This is a genomic window from Flavobacterium sp. N502540, assembly GCF_025947365.1.
GTDB lineage: Bacteria > Bacteroidota > Bacteroidia > Flavobacteriales > Flavobacteriaceae > Flavobacterium.
The window spans coordinates 4,569,398-4,587,289 of record NZ_CP110012.1; the positions used below are offsets into that span (position 1 = coordinate 4,569,398).

At 37.9% G+C, this 17,892-nt stretch carries 14 protein-coding genes; 9 read left to right on the forward strand and 5 right to left on the reverse strand.

All coding sequences use genetic code 11. The features are described from left to right. Positions 1 to 34 precede the first annotated feature (34 nt). From OLM58_RS19165 to OLM58_RS19175, 3 genes are all read right to left on the reverse strand, one after another. Positions 35 to 2,941, reverse strand: coding sequence for a S8 family serine peptidase (locus tag OLM58_RS19165; protein WP_264530186.1), 2,907 nt, complete (start codon positions 2,939 to 2,941; stop codon positions 35 to 37). A 517-nt stretch (positions 2,942 to 3,458) separates the two neighbouring features. Next, positions 3,459 to 4,754 carry an amidohydrolase family protein gene (locus OLM58_RS19170; RefSeq protein ID WP_264530187.1) on the reverse strand — a complete coding sequence of 432 codons (1,296 nt, stop codon included), beginning with the start codon at positions 4,752 to 4,754 and terminating at the stop codon, positions 3,459 to 3,461. Between the two features lie 3 nt (positions 4,755 to 4,757). Further along, a complete protein-coding gene (locus tag OLM58_RS19175) occupies positions 4,758 to 5,813 on the reverse strand; it encodes a hypothetical protein (RefSeq protein ID WP_264530188.1) in 1,056 nt (351 codons plus the stop codon). Between the two features lie 403 nt (positions 5,814 to 6,216). On the opposite strand from OLM58_RS19175, the gene OLM58_RS19180 reads away from it, so the two are divergent. The 7 genes from OLM58_RS19180 to OLM58_RS19210 all read left to right on the forward strand — a co-directional run bounded on the left by OLM58_RS19180 (position 6,217) and on the right by OLM58_RS19210 (position 14,343). Further along, the gene (locus OLM58_RS19180; RefSeq protein ID WP_264530189.1) at positions 6,217 to 7,143 is read left to right on the forward strand and encodes a phytanoyl-CoA dioxygenase family protein; all 927 of its coding nucleotides are present in this window, start codon (positions 6,217 to 6,219) and stop codon (positions 7,141 to 7,143) included. 483 nt (positions 7,144 to 7,626) lie between these two features. After that, positions 7,627 to 10,014 carry a TonB-dependent receptor gene (locus tag OLM58_RS19185; RefSeq protein ID WP_264530190.1) on the forward strand — a complete coding sequence of 796 codons (2,388 nt, stop codon included), beginning with the start codon at positions 7,627 to 7,629 and terminating at the stop codon, positions 10,012 to 10,014. Positions 10,015 to 10,042: 28 nt separating this feature from the next. Then, the gene (locus OLM58_RS19190) at positions 10,043 to 10,759 is read left to right on the forward strand and encodes an HmuY family protein (protein WP_264530191.1); all 717 of its coding nucleotides are present in this window, start codon (positions 10,043 to 10,045) and stop codon (positions 10,757 to 10,759) included. Positions 10,760 to 10,768: 9 nt separating this feature from the next. After that, positions 10,769 to 11,554: an HmuY family protein gene (locus OLM58_RS19195; RefSeq protein WP_264530192.1), complete on the forward strand. Its 786-nt coding sequence runs from the start codon at positions 10,769 to 10,771 to the stop codon at positions 11,552 to 11,554. A 14-nt stretch (positions 11,555 to 11,568) separates the two neighbouring features. After that, positions 11,569 to 12,315: a DUF5018 domain-containing protein gene (locus OLM58_RS19200; protein WP_264530193.1), complete on the forward strand. Its 747-nt coding sequence runs from the start codon at positions 11,569 to 11,571 to the stop codon at positions 12,313 to 12,315. Between the two features lie 79 nt (positions 12,316 to 12,394). Then, entirely contained in the window at positions 12,395 to 13,066 is a 672-nt protein-coding gene (locus OLM58_RS19205; protein WP_017497173.1) for a hypothetical protein, read from the forward strand. Between the two features lie 245 nt (positions 13,067 to 13,311). Beyond that, positions 13,312 to 14,343 carry a hypothetical protein gene (locus OLM58_RS19210; RefSeq protein WP_264530194.1) on the forward strand — a complete coding sequence of 344 codons (1,032 nt, stop codon included), beginning with the start codon at positions 13,312 to 13,314 and terminating at the stop codon, positions 14,341 to 14,343. Between the two features lie 86 nt (positions 14,344 to 14,429). Here the strand turns inward: OLM58_RS19210 and OLM58_RS19215 are convergent, their stop codons facing one another. Next, complete coding sequence (locus tag OLM58_RS19215; protein WP_264530195.1) at positions 14,430 to 14,993, reverse strand: YkgB family protein; 564 nt, start codon at positions 14,991 to 14,993, stop codon at positions 14,430 to 14,432. 86 nt (positions 14,994 to 15,079) lie between these two features. Next, positions 15,080 to 15,931: a helix-turn-helix domain-containing protein gene (locus OLM58_RS19220; protein ID WP_264530196.1), complete on the reverse strand. Its 852-nt coding sequence runs from the start codon at positions 15,929 to 15,931 to the stop codon at positions 15,080 to 15,082. A gap of 173 nt (positions 15,932 to 16,104) precedes the next feature. Between OLM58_RS19220 and OLM58_RS19225 the strand changes: the two genes are divergently transcribed. After that, the gene (locus OLM58_RS19225) at positions 16,105 to 16,539 is read left to right on the forward strand and encodes a hypothetical protein (RefSeq protein ID WP_264530197.1); all 435 of its coding nucleotides are present in this window, start codon (positions 16,105 to 16,107) and stop codon (positions 16,537 to 16,539) included. A 224-nt stretch (positions 16,540 to 16,763) separates the two neighbouring features. After that, positions 16,764 to 17,864: an efflux RND transporter periplasmic adaptor subunit gene (locus tag OLM58_RS19230; RefSeq protein ID WP_264530198.1), complete on the forward strand. Its 1,101-nt coding sequence runs from the start codon at positions 16,764 to 16,766 to the stop codon at positions 17,862 to 17,864. Positions 17,865 to 17,892 lie beyond the last annotated feature (28 nt).

Sequence of the window (17,892 nt, forward strand, 5' to 3'; positions counted from 1 at the left end):
TCATTAAATTAATAAGTGTTTCACTCGAAAAATATTAGTTTTTAATTATTTTTCTGGTAACTACTTTTCCATTTTCAGAGATAAACTGAACGATGTAAATTCCTGGAACTTGTTTGGAGATATTTACACTAAATTCTTTTTGTTTATTTGTTTTTTCTTCAAAAACAACCGTATTGAAAATGCTTGTTATTTTTAATGTTCCCTGCTCCTCACTATTGACCGCTATTTTAAATACTCCGTTTGTTGGATTCGGATAGATAGCAACAATACGAGATTCAGGAGCTTCAACAAGTGACGTGGTGCCGGCTTTAGTATTCGGTTTAGCTTTTACCAGTGCAAAACGCTCTCCTCCTTCAAGTTCTCCGCTTTTAGCATCTTCCTGAACAAGGTCTAAGGTAATTTGCTCTTCAACAGGGAAATCTTTTGCCACTTTGAAATCAAATGTGATTCCGAAAGTTTCATCGATATCAATAGGCAGGTTTGCTATGGATGCTTCTCTGGAAGTAATAAGGATCTTATTTTTATCTAAAATCTGCACGCCTTTCAAACTTCCATTGGACAGTGCTCTTTCAAATAGTTTTGGATCCAGTGTAGCTTCAACTGTACCGCCCAAATCAAAGAAATTATTCTTCAACTGTTCGTTAAATCCTCTGTCTATAAATCTCACGTTGATATTTTTAGATCTGATTCCTCTGATGAATACTGCAGTTGGAGGGACAAAATCAGTCGTATTCAGATTGTAAACACTTAAATTTTTCCAGGCTATATTATTGTTGTTTTTGGTATTTACACCTATACCCACATTCGTTTGTTCATTAAACATCGGATCTTCTGATGATTCTATTCTTGCCGCTAAACAAAAGTGATGGATGTCGTAAGTGAAATCAGCAGGATTTGGCGGATACCAAGGAATAACTACCGTAGCATTTCCACCTGCAGCGATTGCCGGGATAGCTACCTCTCCAATATAATCACCATGCAATACAGTCCCTACATAAAAATTAACAAAATTGGTAGGCCATGTTAATCCTGAAGAAGCTTTTGCAAAGTACAGTTTCACTTTTCCGGAAGCACTGGCAACGGTTCCTTTATTAGTAACTTTAACGTAAACTCCGTTTGGAGAACTTAATTTAAACTCAGGATTTTCATGTGCAGTTCCTCCATCAATGGTTTGTCTTACCCAGATATCATCACTGATCCACATAGGTCCAGAATCCGGGTTTGGTTGTAATCCCACATCAAACGGTCTGTCTTTGATGTAAAGATCCGGTACGGTAATTCCGGTTACCACTGTTGAGAAATTCTGACTTCCATTGACCAAACTTCCCTTGTGAGTTACTGTGATAGTATATGTTCCCGCTGCGCCAACAATTCTGATGCGCTCAAAAGGATCTCTGGTATTATCACCCAATCCGTTTGTTGTTGCGGTAAGCAATCGGTACGGAAAATTAGTTCCCGCCCCATTAGTCACTCGAATGTCTAAATCGTTTATCAATTTTGCTGTACCAATATTTGGTGTACTTCCTGAATAAGCAACACCGGCTGGATCTGTCCATGAAATAGAAGCAATTAACGGATTAACTCCGTCTGAAGTTACCGACAATGTATAAGTACCTCCATTCACCAATGTGCTTTCCTGAACAATTGATGCTGTGCCGTTTTTTGTAATGGTTTCCGCAGCAAATTTTGCATTCAATAAACCCCATCCAAAAATAGCATCAGGACCAACAGCTCCAGCATCGTCTGCGGTATGGAGAGCCAATCCTTTTAGAGTGGCAGCACGCATAAAGTTTCCGGTCAGATTTTTATAATGCTGTTGCAGCAAAAGTAATGTTCCGGTTACGTTTGGAGCTGCCATTGAAGTTCCGCTGGCATTACCATAACTGCTATTGGTTAATGGTGTTACCGGATTTGTAAGTGTGGCTGTGGAATAAACGGAGGTCCCGTTTCCGGCAAGATCCGGTTTAATTCTCAAATCGTCTGTAGGTCCTTGACTACTAGACCCGCTAATGGTAACGCTTGTTAAAGCTCCAGTTGAACTTATCACAGCATCATTAGCATTGGCAATCACCAGGTTGTTTTTAGAGGTAGAAAACCCTGTAAGTTTGTCGTAAGCGGTAAAACCTCCTAACGGACTTGTATTTGCGGTGTTATCACCACCATCATTTCCGGCTGATTTCACCTGCAGGTAGTAAGGAGCATTAAACATCAGATTGTCCCAGTCTCTGGCAGTAGTTTGATAAGCACCAAACTGCCACGGAGCGATCAGAACTGTTCCGGCAGAGTTTCTTGTGGCCCATCCATAAGAATGATTGGAGATCAACATTCCGTTTGCCGCTGCTGTAGTGGCTTCAGACAAATCGTTAGTCCATTCGTTCGTTCTGGCATTTCCCTGAAAGGCCATTCCTTTGGATGCCGCTACAGTACCTGCCGCAACAATAGTACCTGTAACGTGATTGGCGTGTTGGCTGTTGTTACTCCCGGCAACAATAGCAGTAACCCCATCATTAATTGACACTCTTCCTCCAAACTCATTGTGAGTAGGAAGTGTAGCACCGCCATCCCAAACATAAGCCGTCATGTTTTGTCCGTTAAGGTTCAATCCTAAACCACCACCGGAATTCAGGTAATTTGCTCGTGTGGATTTTGCAGCATTTACATTTTCAGTAGCAAAATAGATAGGCGTTTTGCCGTCGGCACTTACATCAACTAATTCGCTTGTAGTTCCATTTTTATTACTAAATGAAGTACGCCAGCCATTAGCTTTCGCAAGATTACTGATTCTTTGTTTCTTCTGGTCCGCCTCGGTTTGGTACCTCTGACTCAGAGACTGAAGTTCAGACACGTTACTTCCGGACCTAATTTTTGCAATATCATTCTGGGTTTGTGCGTAAGTGGCTCCACAGACACACAGCAACATAATTTTGTATAAATTTTTCATATAATTTGATTTAAGGGGTGAATCATTCTTTATATCTCAAAAATCTTTACAACTAAAAAGGGGGGCTTCTGGTTTCCATAATTTGAATGGTTTAAAGGTTAAATAATTGGTAGAATATTGTAAGATTTAACGTTGCAGTAAGCGTATTTACGAAAGTGCTATTTACCTACAAACTTACTATAGTTTGTAAGATTTTATTTCAAAGACAACAAAACTCGTTAAACTAAACCAAGCATAAAAGAGTATAAATACCTGATTTTAAATTCATTAATAAAAAACAACCTCTTAAATAGAAAGCTTTCTAAATCCAAGCACAATTGTAAGAATTACAGTTCTAAAGGGTCGATTTCAGATCGTCTCTTTGCTCTTGCCCTTTCAGGGCAATATTCCTGCTTAACTTAGATCATAGTGCGTTGGACCATGCTTGTGCTTTTGGACTTTCAGCCTTTATTACCCACAAAAAAACCTCCAGAATCAATTGATTCTGGAGGTTAAAAATTTCATTTTACTATTCGAATTAAACAGAGCGAATAATTACAGGCTTTCCGGAATAGTATTTACTCTCTAAATAGCTATTAATATTATTCTTTGCCATTTGATCCCATAGCGAGTTCCCATTTTGAAGCTTGGCATTCGCTGCATAATTTCTAAATCCCTGCACCGCCACTTGTTCCAAACTGTCTTTTTCCGTCATAAAATAATCGGTTCCAAACAATATTTGATTGCCATAAGATTTATTAGCCTCATCGAAAAACACATTATAAAGCTCATTATTTTCTTTTAAAAGACATTCTGCTACATCATACGATATGTCTGTGTATACGTTTGGATGCTGAGACATCAGGTTTTGTATCTGACTGAACCAGTTTTTTCTTAACACCCCGTAAGGATTGATTTGATTGCTCTCTTTATTATTCCCTTGTGTTACTTGTATTTGCTTCACACCACCAAAGTGTGCAAAACATATTTTAAGATCTTTAATAGTATTCAGCATAGATTCGTACGAATGTGGCTCGAGAAAGTACGAGCAGCTGCTTCTACAGCTAGTCCGCGTTTGTCCATTAAAGAGATTTCCAAAGAAACCTCCTTTCTCCTCAATAAATTTAGGCACTCCATACACATTTCCGGTATAGGGATCAACAGGATTAAGATTTCGTTTGATATAATCTCTGTCATAATTAAAAATTCCGCCCAAATAATAGGTGTGTGTCATTATCGGAACACCATTGTCGGCAGCCCATTCCATGGTCTTCCTAAGTTTTGCGTCAAAAGCATAATGTCCGGTACTTGGATACATCTTTAGTCCCTGAAACGGATATACATACGTTCCGCCCACTTCGATTTTAGTTTCGAAATAACGCTCGACCGTTTTCTGAATTTCGGCTCCACTGCTTTTCCATCTTGGGTCAAGTCCGAAAAAAGGCAAAATATTCGTGGGGTATTTTCTTTTGATATCAATCACTTCCTCTATTTGTCCCTCGAAACCGCTAACGGATCTGCCAACACCTAAATACTCTAAGTTTTGACATAGGGTAATAAACTGAAATGTTTCGTTAGGGTATCGGGACATTAAATCCTCAAAAATATCGGTCTGATATTTACTTTTACCGATTTGAAGGAAGGTAGCGTATCTTTTGGCCATTCCTTTATTACTGCTCGCCAACTGTCTGATCAGCCAGGCACCAAGGTTGGTATTCGTAAAATTATCAACTCCTTTTGCCAAAAATGGTGGCATATACAATTCCAGGAAGTTTTTTGGCGCATTATTCATGGTGAATATATGCGTATGAGCATTTTTGTAATTATTTTCCATAATCTATACTTCTTTAATTACTGTTTGCGCTGTAGTCGTTGCTTTTTTCAGAATATCAAACCAAAACGGAGCTCCTAAACTTGCCGCAAAGGCCGAGATAATAATCCCCAATATTTTAAGCAGAATACAAGAGGCCGTAAAGCAATCTTTTTCTGAACTGCTTTTCACATCAGCACATTGCGCTTTTTTCCAGCCAATAGGCAAGTCTAAATTGGTTTTTAAACTATCTATTTGTTTGGATAACCCCTTAATATCTTTTTTGGTTGAATTCAGGGCTGCTGTATCCGTTGCTGTGCCTTGTCCCGGCGCACCATATTTTGCGCTGAGTACTTCTAATTGCATCTTGTTCTTCGTATAATAATCAATCATGGCGGTTCTTGCCGTTGGATTAGTATCATAATACTTGAACAAAACGATACTGTCAATATTAATGATACAGCTCACTAGAAGCCCAATAACAAACAAGCGCTTTCTGGAGAGTTTTTTATACCATACACTGGTTCTGTCACTAAACTGATCAAACCAAATGGTGACTTCTTTAATCAATTCTTCATAAATAACCTTTTCTGCCATCCCATTTTCCGAACCGGAAGCTCTAATTTTGGCTTTGTTCATGGCGTTTTTCAGCATCAGAATCAAATCGCTTTGTCCCAAATAAGTAATAGCAAATTCAAAATTATTCAGTAGATCATTGCTGTACTTCTCTTCATGGTGCACCTCATCGTCCTGAAGCAATATTTTAGCTGCCTGAGCATTAGCAACCGTATCCACCAGTACTTCTGCGAGAGTTTTGGAAGTAATTTCGGCTGGCGGCGCTTTTTCCGATTTCGTCAATAATCTGATATTGCTGTTGTTGTACATTAACAATCCCCAATTGATCTGATTGGAAAAATCAAATAGCTTTTCAATAATTTTACTTCTGAAAAACCGGCCTCTTTCACTTTTTATCTGCACCGTTAGTTCAAGAATCATACTGCACAATAAGGCAAATAACGCCCAGCTTATGATCAGTGAAATAGCGACCTGAACAATAGTGGAGGAAAAAAAACTGATGTCCATTATCTCTGAATTTTAAGTTTTGCTTACTCTTTAAAGGATTTTTAGCATACTCCTTATTGGATGACTTTGGAAGGGTAAAAATTCAACTCTTAACTATAAAAAGAGCTAAAGAACTTAGCTGCTTGTAATCAATCTATTGCCCCGTAAACTACCAACAAGTATAAGTAAAAAATAACAATTATTAATAAGTAAATACACCCGTTTTAGTATGTCTGATGTCATAATTTAAAATCCGATATCTTTATTTTGTTCTTTAACGGAGCATGACTATAAAATGTGAGATGCAAGATGCAAGATGCAAACCATAAACTAAAGATAAAAACACGTATTTTTACTTTTAGCATACCGCTCTAAATACCTTACTTTTGAAAGTATTGATTTATAAATGATAAAACCTACCGAAATGACAGACTCACTAACTGTTCTTGAAAAGTTATGGAAACGCACTTTACAGCCGGACGGTTCAACCGTTCAGACTGATAACGAAACCTGGAATGCAGAAATTAAGGCCTTGTTCCAATTGGGTATTGGTATGGAAGACACTTTACAGTATTTGTATTTTGAAAAACCTGATTTTGATACTTTTAAAATATGGATCAGTAACAGAAAACGAAATATCAATTATGAATCTGAAGGTATTACCACAGATGTTCTCTCACAGGAAGATCTGGAATTCTGGAATGAAAACGGTTATGTGGTTCTAAAAAATGCTATTTCGGAGAAAGATTGTGAAGATACGCAACGTGCCATCTGGGATTTTCTTCAAATGGATCCTTTCAAAGAAGAAACCTGGTACGAAAGACACGAAGATCAAAAAGGCCTAATGCTAAATTTTTCAGATCATGAGACTTTAAACCGAAACCGATTTTCGACCAAAATTAAAAGAGCTTACGAGCAGCTGTACCACACAGACCAAATTTACAAAACGATCGATAAAGTAAGTTTCAACCCACCGGAAACCAAAGACTTTACCTTCTTGGGAAGTCCGCTTCACTGGGACATGAGTTTAAGGCAGCCCATTCAATTTGAAATACAGGGATTGCTCTACCTCACCGACTGCGGACCTGAAGATGGTGCTTTTCATTGTGTTCCTGGATTTCATAACAAAATAGACGACTGGTTAAACAACCTTGATCCGAATGTCAATCCCAGAGAAGAAGCAATAAAAACACTGAAGTCGGAGCCCGTGCTCGGAAAAGCGGGTGATTTTATCATCTGGAACAGTGCATTACCTCATTGTGCCACACCTAATAAGGGACAGAACCCACGCATGGTGCAGTATCTTACCTATTTACCAAACGATCACAATATTGCAGGAGAATGGATATAGATACTCTCTTAATGGCAACCTCACTAATCTCATTTCGAAATGAAATGAGATTTTTTTTTAAATTCTATTACCAACAGGACAACTCAGATCCAACATAATTCAAACTCCAAAACAGAGATTAATTAAATTTTCAAAAGCACTTTTCTTGTTTTTTGAGGCGGTTTTCTAATAATTGATATCTAAATAACTCAAAAAAAACTCTCTCTTTCATGCTTTCTTACCTCCTTTTATTTGTTAATTTTTTCTTAAATATAAAAGATCCCCTACTTATCATTTAAATATTTAAAATACTAATAAACAATTTGCTAAAACCATTTAGTTGAAGTTTAAATTCATATTGATAATCTTTTACCTACTTAATTTCCATCCATTCTGTAAAAAAAATACTATTACTACATTATTAATTATTATTTTTACACAGTCTAAATAAAAATAGTTATGCAATAATACTCTTATTCCTTTAGACAATGGATATCACAAAGAATGAAAAACAAAAACACCAACGCACCTGTCCAAAAAACAATACTTACTTGTTTGCTTGTTTTGTATATAAGTTTTGTTCAGGCTCAAAACAGTTCCGATTTTAACGGTTTTGTCTATCATGCCGGAAATCCGCTTCCAAAGGTTCTCGTAACACTGGAGTCTTCAGGCAAGTCAGTACTATCAGATCGTACGGGGTACTTTTCATTTAGCGGTGTATCAAATGGAACCTACAACATCAGAATTACCACCATGGGATTTAAAGATTACATCCGACAGATTGTTTTGAACGGCTCCGCTATGAAGCCACTGCACATTAATATGGAGCTGGGTATTGATCTGAATGAAGTAAGCGTAAAAGGCCGTTCCAAAAAGAGTAATCCCGAAAGTCTTGTCAATGCTCAGTATAGTGCGATGCCCGTAACCATAATTGATCGTAAAACCATAGAATTAATGGGCAGCCGAAGACTTGATGAGGTTTTAAAAGAGCAGACCGGAATTGCAATTGTAAACAATATTAGTGGCGGAGCGAGATCTGTAGGCGTTCAAATGCAGGGCTTTGGCAGCGAATATATTATGGTACTTATCGACGGTCAGCCTATGGTTGGACGCAACAATGGTAACTTCGATCTCTCCAGAATCAGTGTGTCTAACATTGAACGTATTGAGATCATAAAAGGAGCATCTTCCAGTCTTTACGGCAGTGAAGCATTGGGCGGTACCATTAATATTATTACCCGACACGGCGTAATTGATCCACAGCTACAGACTTCTGTAAGTTATGGTTCGTTGAACATTCTTGATGCCACTGTTGAAGGTGAAACTCCATTCTCGCAAAATAAAGGAACCGCCAATATAGCAGCAAATTATTATCGAACCGACGGTTTTAATACCAATTCAAAATACATTAAAGGCACCACTTCTCCACCCTACGATAATTATAGCTTACAGGGAAGATCGCGCTATCAAACCGGTGCTAACAGTTATTTAAATTTAAGTGGTCGTTACGGTCTGCGTCGTTCTTTTATGCAAAAGGATTTTGGTCTTGGACACATTTCCGGAGATCATCAGGACGAGCAGGATCTTAACCTTTCACTTTCGTACGATCACCGTTTCAATAGTAACTTAAGAAGCATTACACGATACTACCTCACTCATTATACTGCCGATATGAGTGTGGCCTGGCAGCAGAGCAATAATGCTGTTAGTCAGGATGTTTTTAAACAGACACTTCACCGCGTAGAACAGCAATTCTCCTACAGCAATAACAATTCGTACCAGCTTGTTGGCGGGATTGGCGGAAGTCTGGAGAATATGAACGATAAATCACTCAATGGTGTCAATACTCTACAGACTTTTTTCTCTTATGTTCAGGGCGAATGGTCACCTGTTCAGAAAGTAAAAGCTGTGGGTGGACTCCGTTACGATCACACTACCAATTTTGGAGGAAGACTCAATCCCAGTTTTGGATTACAATACTTCATTACCCCTAAACTGACTTTTAAAACGGGTATCGGAACAGGATTTAAAGCTCCTGATTTTAAAACCAATTATCTGGTGTTCTTTAATCCTAACGGAAATTATCTGGTTATTGGTAATGCGGTTCTCGCTCCTACACTACAGCAGTTAAAAGAGGACGGTCAGATTAGTGAAATCAGACAATATGTGCTCAATCAAACTGCCGGAAATCTTCAGGCCGAAAAGAGTACTTCCTATAATGCAGGATTAGTTTTAGAACCTTCCAAAAAGTTTAAAATAGAAGGAAATCTTTTTTATCATAAAATAACCAATCAAATCAATAGCATTCAGGTCGCTACAGGAACCAATAATCAAATTATTTATACGTATCAAAACCTGCCGAAAGCTGTTAACAAAGGATTTGAAATTGCTTTAAAACTCAGTCCGATAAAGAATCTGGAAATAAGTGCCGGTTATCAATATTTAATTGCTAAAGATCTTAGTATTAAAGACAGTATCAGTGCGGGTAAATGGCCTTATAGCCAAAACATACATGATCCTGTAACCGGTAATTCGTACAAACCCCGTCCGTCTGATTACTGGGGTATCGAAAATCGTTCCCGCCACATGGCCAACACCTCTATTTTCTATCGGTACAATCCGTGGAAACTTAATGCAAATATCAGGGTTAATTTTAGAGGCAAGTATCCTTTCGGAGATCGAAACGGCAATCAATTCATTGACCAATACGACATTTTTGTGAAGGATTATTGGCTTACGAATGCCAGTATAGAAAAACAACTGTTAAAAGACCATCTCAGTATCCGATTTACAGCTGATAATATTTTCAACTACACCGATCCGCTAATGCCCGGACAGCCAGGAAGAATAGTACTTGCTGGTATAAGCTATCGTTTCTTTAAAAATCAATAATACTATAATCTACATTAAATATTTCATCATGATAACAAATAATATATTCAAAAAATGGCCTTTACTGCTACTGATTGTAAGCATGAATTTTATTTCCTGCAGCAGTACTGACGAAAATCCAACAGCTAGTCTGGTAGATGGTAAAAGCACCGTAGTTTCAGATCTTGCCGGAGATACCGGAGCTTCTATGAGCACAGACACAAAAGGCAAAGAAAAAAGAAGTTTCCATACTTTTCTTTTTCGCTTCAGCGATCAGAAACAAATCTGGCTGCATACAAAAGCGGACTCACTTCAATTCATGAAAACAAACGACTGGGACATTGCTTTTACAGGGCCTTATAATAGTGAAGTTTTTATAAACAATACAAAATACCAATACAATCCCGGTTACGGTGGTCCGGCAAAAAACACAGCGGTAATACTATTGAAAGAGGCTTATAAAAATGTCAATCAGGCACCTTCAGATACTGATTTTAACAACAGTGAAGTTACTAAAATTGGATGGTCTTCCTCTGAAAGCTCTGCGGGTTGGTTTTATTACAGCTTAAGCAGTCATATCATGCAGGCTATTCCGGATCGAACTTACGTGCTGCGTCTGCCTAATGGAAAATATGCAAAACTACAACTCATAAATGCTTACAAAGGCAATCCCCCTGCTGTAACTGATTTAAACTGGCCTGCTCCTTATTTTACTTTCAAATACTTTGTACAGCAGGACGGAAGTAAAAATTTAAATACCAATTAATTTAATAACATGACAAAAATCAAAACCTTAACCCAAAAAATGCCCGGAACTCTACTGGTCATTTTTCTTCTAACCGTTTTGTTTACGGCCTGCTCAGCAGACGAAAATAAGGCAGCCGATCCGAAAATCGAAATTCCTTCAACCGGTTTATTCTATAAAGTAATACAGGTAAAAAACTACCAAGGGAGTACTTCTGATGCAAATCCTACTGCTCCTTCAGCAACACTTTACTACAGTCTTGAAGAAAATAAAGCTGTAGAGGGATCTTATAAAAAAACCCGCAAATGGGATCTGGCTTTTGGCGGACTTTACGCGAGCTTTTTATCCGGAAACAATGGCAGCAACTCACAAAACAACGGCTCTCTTGCGGGAGGTGTGGGTGGAATCACGATTGTAGCCAAACCTTTTAATGAAGTTATCGATATTCCTGCAGACAGTCAGTTTAAAACCGGAATTGACCTTATTGGTACTGATGATGCGGGCTCATTTGGAAACGGAACAGGATGGTACTTGTATGATTTTGGAGGTGAAGTGGTATCGGATGGGAAGAATCCTCAAAAAGCACACGTGGCTTATGCACTTGGGGAATCGCTTAAAATTGCAAACGGCACTGTAATTCCGGCCAGAACGATTATCCTGAAAACCGCTAACGGTAATTACGCAAAAATCAAAATGATATCTGTTTATAAAGATGTATACAGCGCTAAGGATTGGTTTAAAGACACTCCACACATGTATTACACTTTTGAATATGTAATGGTACCAGCGGGAAGTACCAAATTTGAAATCCGATAACCAATTTAATTCACATGAATATTAAAATTACCCCATTAAAAACAACCTTAGCTTCTTCAGCTTTTGCCCTACTAACTCTATTAACAGGATGCAGCAGTGAGGAAGAAAGATGGACAGATGTAAAAGAAGCACCCATTACAGAAATAGTTACCGGTCTGGATGCTAAAAGAATTATATCTTTTCGTGTAACCAATCCGGGCACCACTCAGACCATCCATAGCGCTGTAAATAATCTGAAGAAGACCATTACAGTTTACCTGCCTTCTTATTATGAGTATCAATATCTTGAAGCTGCCATAACATTACCGGCAAATACCACTATTTCTCCTGCCGCAAAAGAACTTATACCTGTTTTTAGCAAAACTCCGGTAACCTATACCACAAAAGCAGCAGACGGAACAACTGCCGTTTACACGGTGAACGTTGTCATACAACAGCCTAAATTAGTCGTAAATGAAGTATCAAGTCCAACTGAAACTTTCTCGATTGGTACCGATAGTCCGCTTACTGTAAAAGGTCAAAACTTCCTGCCGTCATATGAGGTGACAAAAGTGTTTGTGGTAGATGCACAAGGCAACAAAAAATGGCAGATGAAACAATACAATGAAGGTCTTGATATTGGAAGTTTTTATGTCATGTATGTTTTTGCAGATGCTGCCAATACAACAATACCTCTTCAACCGGATACCGATTACTGGTTAATGATGGAAAGTTACAATCTGTCAACTACCATGAAATATCCGTTCAGGATCACCAATTAAATTTAAGAAAATAAAAAATGCCTGTTTACACTGCGAGGGTAATGAAAGAAGCCAATTAATCTATCAAATATAAATCATTATGAAAAAAATAATTCTATCAATTTTAGCAGTGGCTGCTATTTCATTTACATCTTGTAGTACTGACGAACAAAATGCCGAAACACAAGCGGTAGCAAAAGAACAATCGCAAGGATCAAATTTAACTAAGAAATCTGCTTTAGCTCTTTGTACAGTTACTTCTACCTCTGTTACGGTAAACAGAACTGCTGCACCGTCTTCTACCTATACGAACTGGACTCCTGTTGCGGCTGCAATTGGAGGTGTTAACGTTCAATGGGAAGGTATTTACGGAGGTTCAATCCGTCCGGTAGGTAATGCCGGTAAATGGTATGTTGGTACTGTTAACTTAAATCAGACTTGCGATGACTGGGATAGCTGGAACTCTGCTATTGTAGTTAAAAACGCATCTGGTAACGTGGGTACTTCACCTGCAGATCCGTACAATGTATTAGGATACAACGGAACTATATCCGGAGCAAATTATGGCTTAGGATACTACTCTTACAACATCCTTACACATGTTATGACTCCTGCAAAAGCTATTGTAATCTGGAGAACTAATTCTGGTACGAATTCACAATCAGTTACTAGTCCTGCATCAGCATTAGAAGCTTACCTGGTTAAAGTAACCAGCATTACTCCGGGATCTTCAAACAGTACTGTAAACTATAACTGGACTCAGGTAAAATAATTAACAACAGCATAAAAAAGAACATGGGAGCACGAAATAGATAAAAGTAACTGCAGCAAATGCTGACCGGCGATCGACTGCAAAATACCCTATTCCCTAAATCATTCCCCCATGACCACAAACGGCTCTATAAAATTACCGTAAGCATTGTAAAACAGGCATTTTACAAAATAATAGCCCGCTTATCCAATAAGTGGCAAAACTAATAAATAAAATCAAGTAAAAATTAAACAGACAACACAATCATGACTAAAAGAATACATAATCCTGTCTTTTTATACCAAATGACCCTGCTTTTTATAGTATTGGCATGTGTTTCGTGCGAAACGGAGTATATCGACAAGGTAAATACTATTCCGGCCGATGTTATAAAAGTTCCGGGTTACACCCATATTGAATCTTTTACCATTAAGGATACTGAAAACAATGCGATTAGTGCGGCTCTGACTGAGGAAAATATAGTAATTACCTGGAGCAACCACATAACACTTCCCGAAACGGTTAAACCGGAAATCATTCTGGGTACCGAGGCTACTATCTCTCCTGCATCTGGTACGGAGGTCGCTTTTAAAGACGGTACCGTTTTTACAGTTACTTCAAAAGCTGGTACTACAAAAAAATACACCCTAAAAATAGATTTCAGACAAAAGGAGCCACGTGCATGGACTTCAACTCAGGAAGAGCCACTAGCCAAAGGTTTTATGGCAAAAATGACCAATCGCGGTACGAGCGATCCGGCGATCATCAATGATTTATGGATGAGTCTTAAAGATACCAGAGTTTACTTTGTATCTGCTGCCGATCGAAAAACAGAATACACAGCAGAAATCGTGTACTTAGGCAACGGTGAAACGACAGCGCCTTTTCTGGAATATGGAGTGTATTACTTTCTTCCTGAAAATATGCCGCTGGGATTATATGATCTTCGCATTAAAAATGGAGCTTACACTCTTCAGAATGCCAGTGTAGAAAACAGATTTAAAATTGAAGTTACAGAACCTGACTATTTCAAAACAGAGAGATTCGGTTTTCCAACTACTAAACGTTCAGGAGAAACTCTTGAAGTACGAGGCGGTTTATTAAATGAACTTACGGCAGTAGAAATTTACAATACAAGTAACACCGCTGTCACCTATCCTTTAGAAATTGTAAGTCTTACTTCTTATAAAGCCGTATTGAAAATTCCGGCCGGAGTTCCTGTCGGAACATACAACAGAATGAGATTTAAAAGAGGTACCACAACCTCAAATCTAAGTTATGCCGTAACCGTGCAATAGTTTTGAGCTTTAATAATTGAAAATGCAAAAGCCTTTAGCTGCCCCGAGCGCTAAAGGCTTTTCTGGTATTACTGCGATTTAGTTTTTTAAGACGGTCTCTTTAGATACAATGCGGCCGATTCGCTCATCGTAATTAAGGAAGCTCCCAAAATCACAATGTCTTTCAGAACCAGACGCCCTCTGCCTGACAAATAAGGAAAGCCATATTGCTCATCTGTTAAATGCGGGACCCAGCTTTCGGGTGTAGTTACTAAAAAAGATAATGTCCCTATAGTCAGTATAAAAACCAATATACTTCCGATCAGACTTGCCAAAGGTGCCCATTGATGAATCGCTACCAGAATCCCTATTCCGATTAACAAAATTCCAAGTCCATTGGCAAATCCATACGTATTGTTGGCGATCTGCCATTCGTGGTTTTCGGTAACCAGCTCCCCTTCTTTATTGACAAATTCCTTGTACTCGGTGGGCTGATTGTAAAAGAAAGACATAAAAGGGCTATTAGCTACAAAAGGTACGATTCCGTCTGCTTCGTAGGTAAAGAACTTAAGTCCGCCAATCCATAAAAAAACAATTACGATTCCGGCACGTACTGCTTTTTTCCCTAACTGATCTAAATTTGCAATTGTATTCAAAATAGTATTTTTCATTGCTGTAGTTTTTAAATTATTTGTTTTTAAATAACACAGCAAAACTACCTTTCGAAGGTTTGGCAAAGAATGGACGAAAAAGGATATTAACTAGACAAATCTGCCACAATTGAGATTCCTGTTGTTTTTCTAAAGGTTTGCGGAGAAATATTTGTCCTTTTTTTAAAGACCCTGCTAAAATAGTATTCGTCCTGAAATTTCAAAGCAAAAGCAATTTCTTTAATACTCATTCTGGTCAGGTGCAGGTGTTTCTTAGCTTCAAGAATTTGTCGTTCCTGAATCATTTGCGTTGGAGTCTTGTGGAAGCGTTTCTTGCATTGCTTGGTAAAATTATTAGAAGTCATCGCTAATAAGGATGCATAATCACTTGGTTTGTGAAGGGTCAGAAAATGCTCCTCCAAAAGTAGCCTAAACTGATCCATTTTTTCATCCTTTTGAAGTTCCTGCTTCTCGATGCTGTTCATTTTGATACTGCTCGATTTAGCTAAGAACAACTGAATATAAGCTCTCAATACAATCTCGGAAGGAGTTTTCTGCTTTAGTTCATCCGTAATCTGATCCATTAATTGTGTGTATAATTGATGCTGTTCAACCGTTAATGGTATAGAAGGCTCTAAATAAATATTATTGAAAAGTAAGCCATTACAAGCAACTTCATTTCTGTGATACTCAATGCAATAGAAATCCCCATGAAATTGTAAAACACTATATACAAGAGATTTCTTTTCTTTTATATAAATAGATTGTTGAGGTGTTGAGAACAAAAGAACCGGACCTCTAAAATGAAAAGAGGCAAAATCAGCATGAAAAATTCCCTCGCCTTCCCTAACCAATAAAACAGTATACTCGCTAAACTGAGCAGGTTTATTCAAAACAAAATGTTCTGATCGATCTGTTCCTAATAAAAATGTGCCCTGTTCTGAGAATACTTTATTCATTTCAATAATTTTAGTGCTTCTTTCTCTTTTTACAAAATTAAGAATGAATTCTGTTTTTATAACATCAAGCCTCTATAAAACCATCCTAAAAATGAATGGTGTCTTTCCGGAATGTTATCCTATCCTCAATTTTTAATATTTTCTTAAAATTTTAAGAATCCTTTATTTTGCAAATGCCTATATTTGGCCCATATCAAATAGAAGTTGTCTTTACAGACGACAAGCTACAATTCTTTACTGCATACATGAAACCATTAAAGTTCATAGGTATTATTTTGCTGTTCTTACTCCCTTTTTTAAGTGGAGGAGAATCTGGTAAACATACTGCTGAACTTACGATTTGTCAGCTTCAGGAAAACTTCACTGCTTCAGAAGTACCTCAATTTTCATCTTCCGCTTTGGTTAGTCCCAAAGATCTTGACATTCATTTCATTGTCAAAAAGAAGATCAAACACCGTGCTACAACTTCAGACAGCAGTACTTTAAAAACACCGTACTATACCAAGTTAGTACCATTCAGAATTTTCAAAAATCGCTTAATTTATGGTATGGCTACGGTCTACCAGATTCAGCGTCATACTCACCTGCACCTGTACCAGTTATTCTAGGTCATAATCCGTTTCATTTTTATATTCCTCTTATGCAATGCACTTTCTGTGTTTTATTGCAAAGGACAGCTTGTGATATAAAAATATTTTCTCCAAGCGTTACTGCTCTCTAAAAGTAGTAGTCGTTACAATATCCCTTATTTAACATTTAAATTATTCATGTCTCCCTGCAAATCAGTGTTGGGGAGCACCTTCATTTATATACCCCTATTTAAAAATTCATTATGAACACTACAAAAAATCAATTCTTGTTAATTGTTTTATCTGTTTTATTTCTGAGCTCTTGTGGAGATAAAACCAAAAAAGAGACTTCGAAAATCAAAACACTGCCCGTCTACAAAGTCACCTTGCAGGACACGATCGTTTCTAACCGTTTTGTGGCTGATGTGCATGCCAAAAACAATGTAGAAATACATGTACGCATTCCCGGATTACTGGATAAGGTTTATGTGAGCGAAGGACAAAAGGTGCAAAAAGGACAACTACTCTTTAAAATCAGTGATGTCGAGCTGCAAATACAATTACTAAAAGCTCAGGCCGTCTACAAAAGTACCATGGCAGACCTCCGAATTGCTACAGTCGAGCTTGAGCAGGCACAAACCCTGTTTAACAAGAAAGTAATTGCCGATAAAGAACTGGAACTTTCTAAAGCTAAATATGAAGCCGCTTCTGCCAAAGTTGCCCATGCAGTTGCTGAACGAAAAGCAATTAATCAGCAGATTAGTTTCACCACTATCAGAGCTCCATTTGACGGAACGATCGATCGTATCCCATTCAAAGAAGGCAGTCTTGTAGAAAATGGCTCTCTACTGACAACGGTTTCTCAACTGGATGATATCTACGCTTATTTCTCGATCCCTGAAAACATCTATTTTCAAATGATGACCGACAAGAGTCTGAACAAACCAGGAGGCGACATTAAACTGGAATTACCAAATGGAGTCGTTTACAACCAAAAAGGCGAATTAAGGACTGCCGACGGTGAAATTGACCGACAAACGGGTTCTATTCAGTACAAAGCAAAGTTTCATAATCCGCAAGGTTTTATCAAACACGGAACATCGGGAAAACTAATTATATCAGAACCTAAAAAGAATGTGATTCTAATTCCACAAAAAGCTGTTTTTTCGATTCAGGACAAACAGTTTGTTTTTCTTGTCAACAAAGAAGGAATTGTAAAAATGACCAACATTAGTATTGGAAGTACGCTTGACGATGTGTTTATCCTCAACAAAGGATTAAAAAGTGATGACCTGATTGTACAAGAAGGAACTCAATCACTACGGGACGGTGACAAAATTAACATCCAAAACGCAAGCTTATAGTTCCTTATTAATTAGTATCAAAAAAATA

Excerpts from the sequence above, each read along its gene's own strand:
- OLM58_RS19165 (WP_264530186.1), bottom strand. The coding sequence starts at position 2,941 with ATGAAAAATTTATACAAAATTATGTTGCTGTGTGTCTGTGGAGCCACT.
- OLM58_RS19170 (WP_264530187.1), bottom strand. The coding sequence starts at position 4,754 with ATGGAAAATAATTACAAAAATGCTCATACGCATATATTCACCATGAAT.
- OLM58_RS19175 (WP_264530188.1), bottom strand. The coding sequence starts at position 5,813 with ATGGACATCAGTTTTTTTTCCTCCACTATTGTTCAGGTCGCTATTTCA.
- OLM58_RS19180 (WP_264530189.1), top strand. The coding sequence starts at position 6,217 with ATGACAGACTCACTAACTGTTCTTGAAAAGTTATGGAAACGCACTTTA.
- OLM58_RS19185 (WP_264530190.1), top strand. The coding sequence starts at position 7,627 with ATGAAAAACAAAAACACCAACGCACCTGTCCAAAAAACAATACTTACT.
- OLM58_RS19190 (WP_264530191.1), top strand. The coding sequence starts at position 10,043 with ATGATAACAAATAATATATTCAAAAAATGGCCTTTACTGCTACTGATT.
- OLM58_RS19195 (WP_264530192.1), top strand. The coding sequence starts at position 10,769 with ATGACAAAAATCAAAACCTTAACCCAAAAAATGCCCGGAACTCTACTG.
- OLM58_RS19200 (WP_264530193.1), top strand. The coding sequence starts at position 11,569 with ATGAATATTAAAATTACCCCATTAAAAACAACCTTAGCTTCTTCAGCT.
- OLM58_RS19205 (WP_017497173.1), top strand. The coding sequence starts at position 12,395 with ATGAAAAAAATAATTCTATCAATTTTAGCAGTGGCTGCTATTTCATTT.
- OLM58_RS19210 (WP_264530194.1), top strand. The coding sequence starts at position 13,312 with ATGACTAAAAGAATACATAATCCTGTCTTTTTATACCAAATGACCCTG.
- OLM58_RS19215 (WP_264530195.1), bottom strand. The coding sequence starts at position 14,993 with ATGAAAAATACTATTTTGAATACAATTGCAAATTTAGATCAGTTAGGG.
- OLM58_RS19220 (WP_264530196.1), bottom strand. The coding sequence starts at position 15,931 with ATGAATAAAGTATTCTCAGAACAGGGCACATTTTTATTAGGAACAGAT.
- OLM58_RS19225 (WP_264530197.1), top strand. The coding sequence starts at position 16,105 with ATGCCTATATTTGGCCCATATCAAATAGAAGTTGTCTTTACAGACGAC.
- OLM58_RS19230 (WP_264530198.1), top strand. The coding sequence starts at position 16,764 with ATGAACACTACAAAAAATCAATTCTTGTTAATTGTTTTATCTGTTTTA.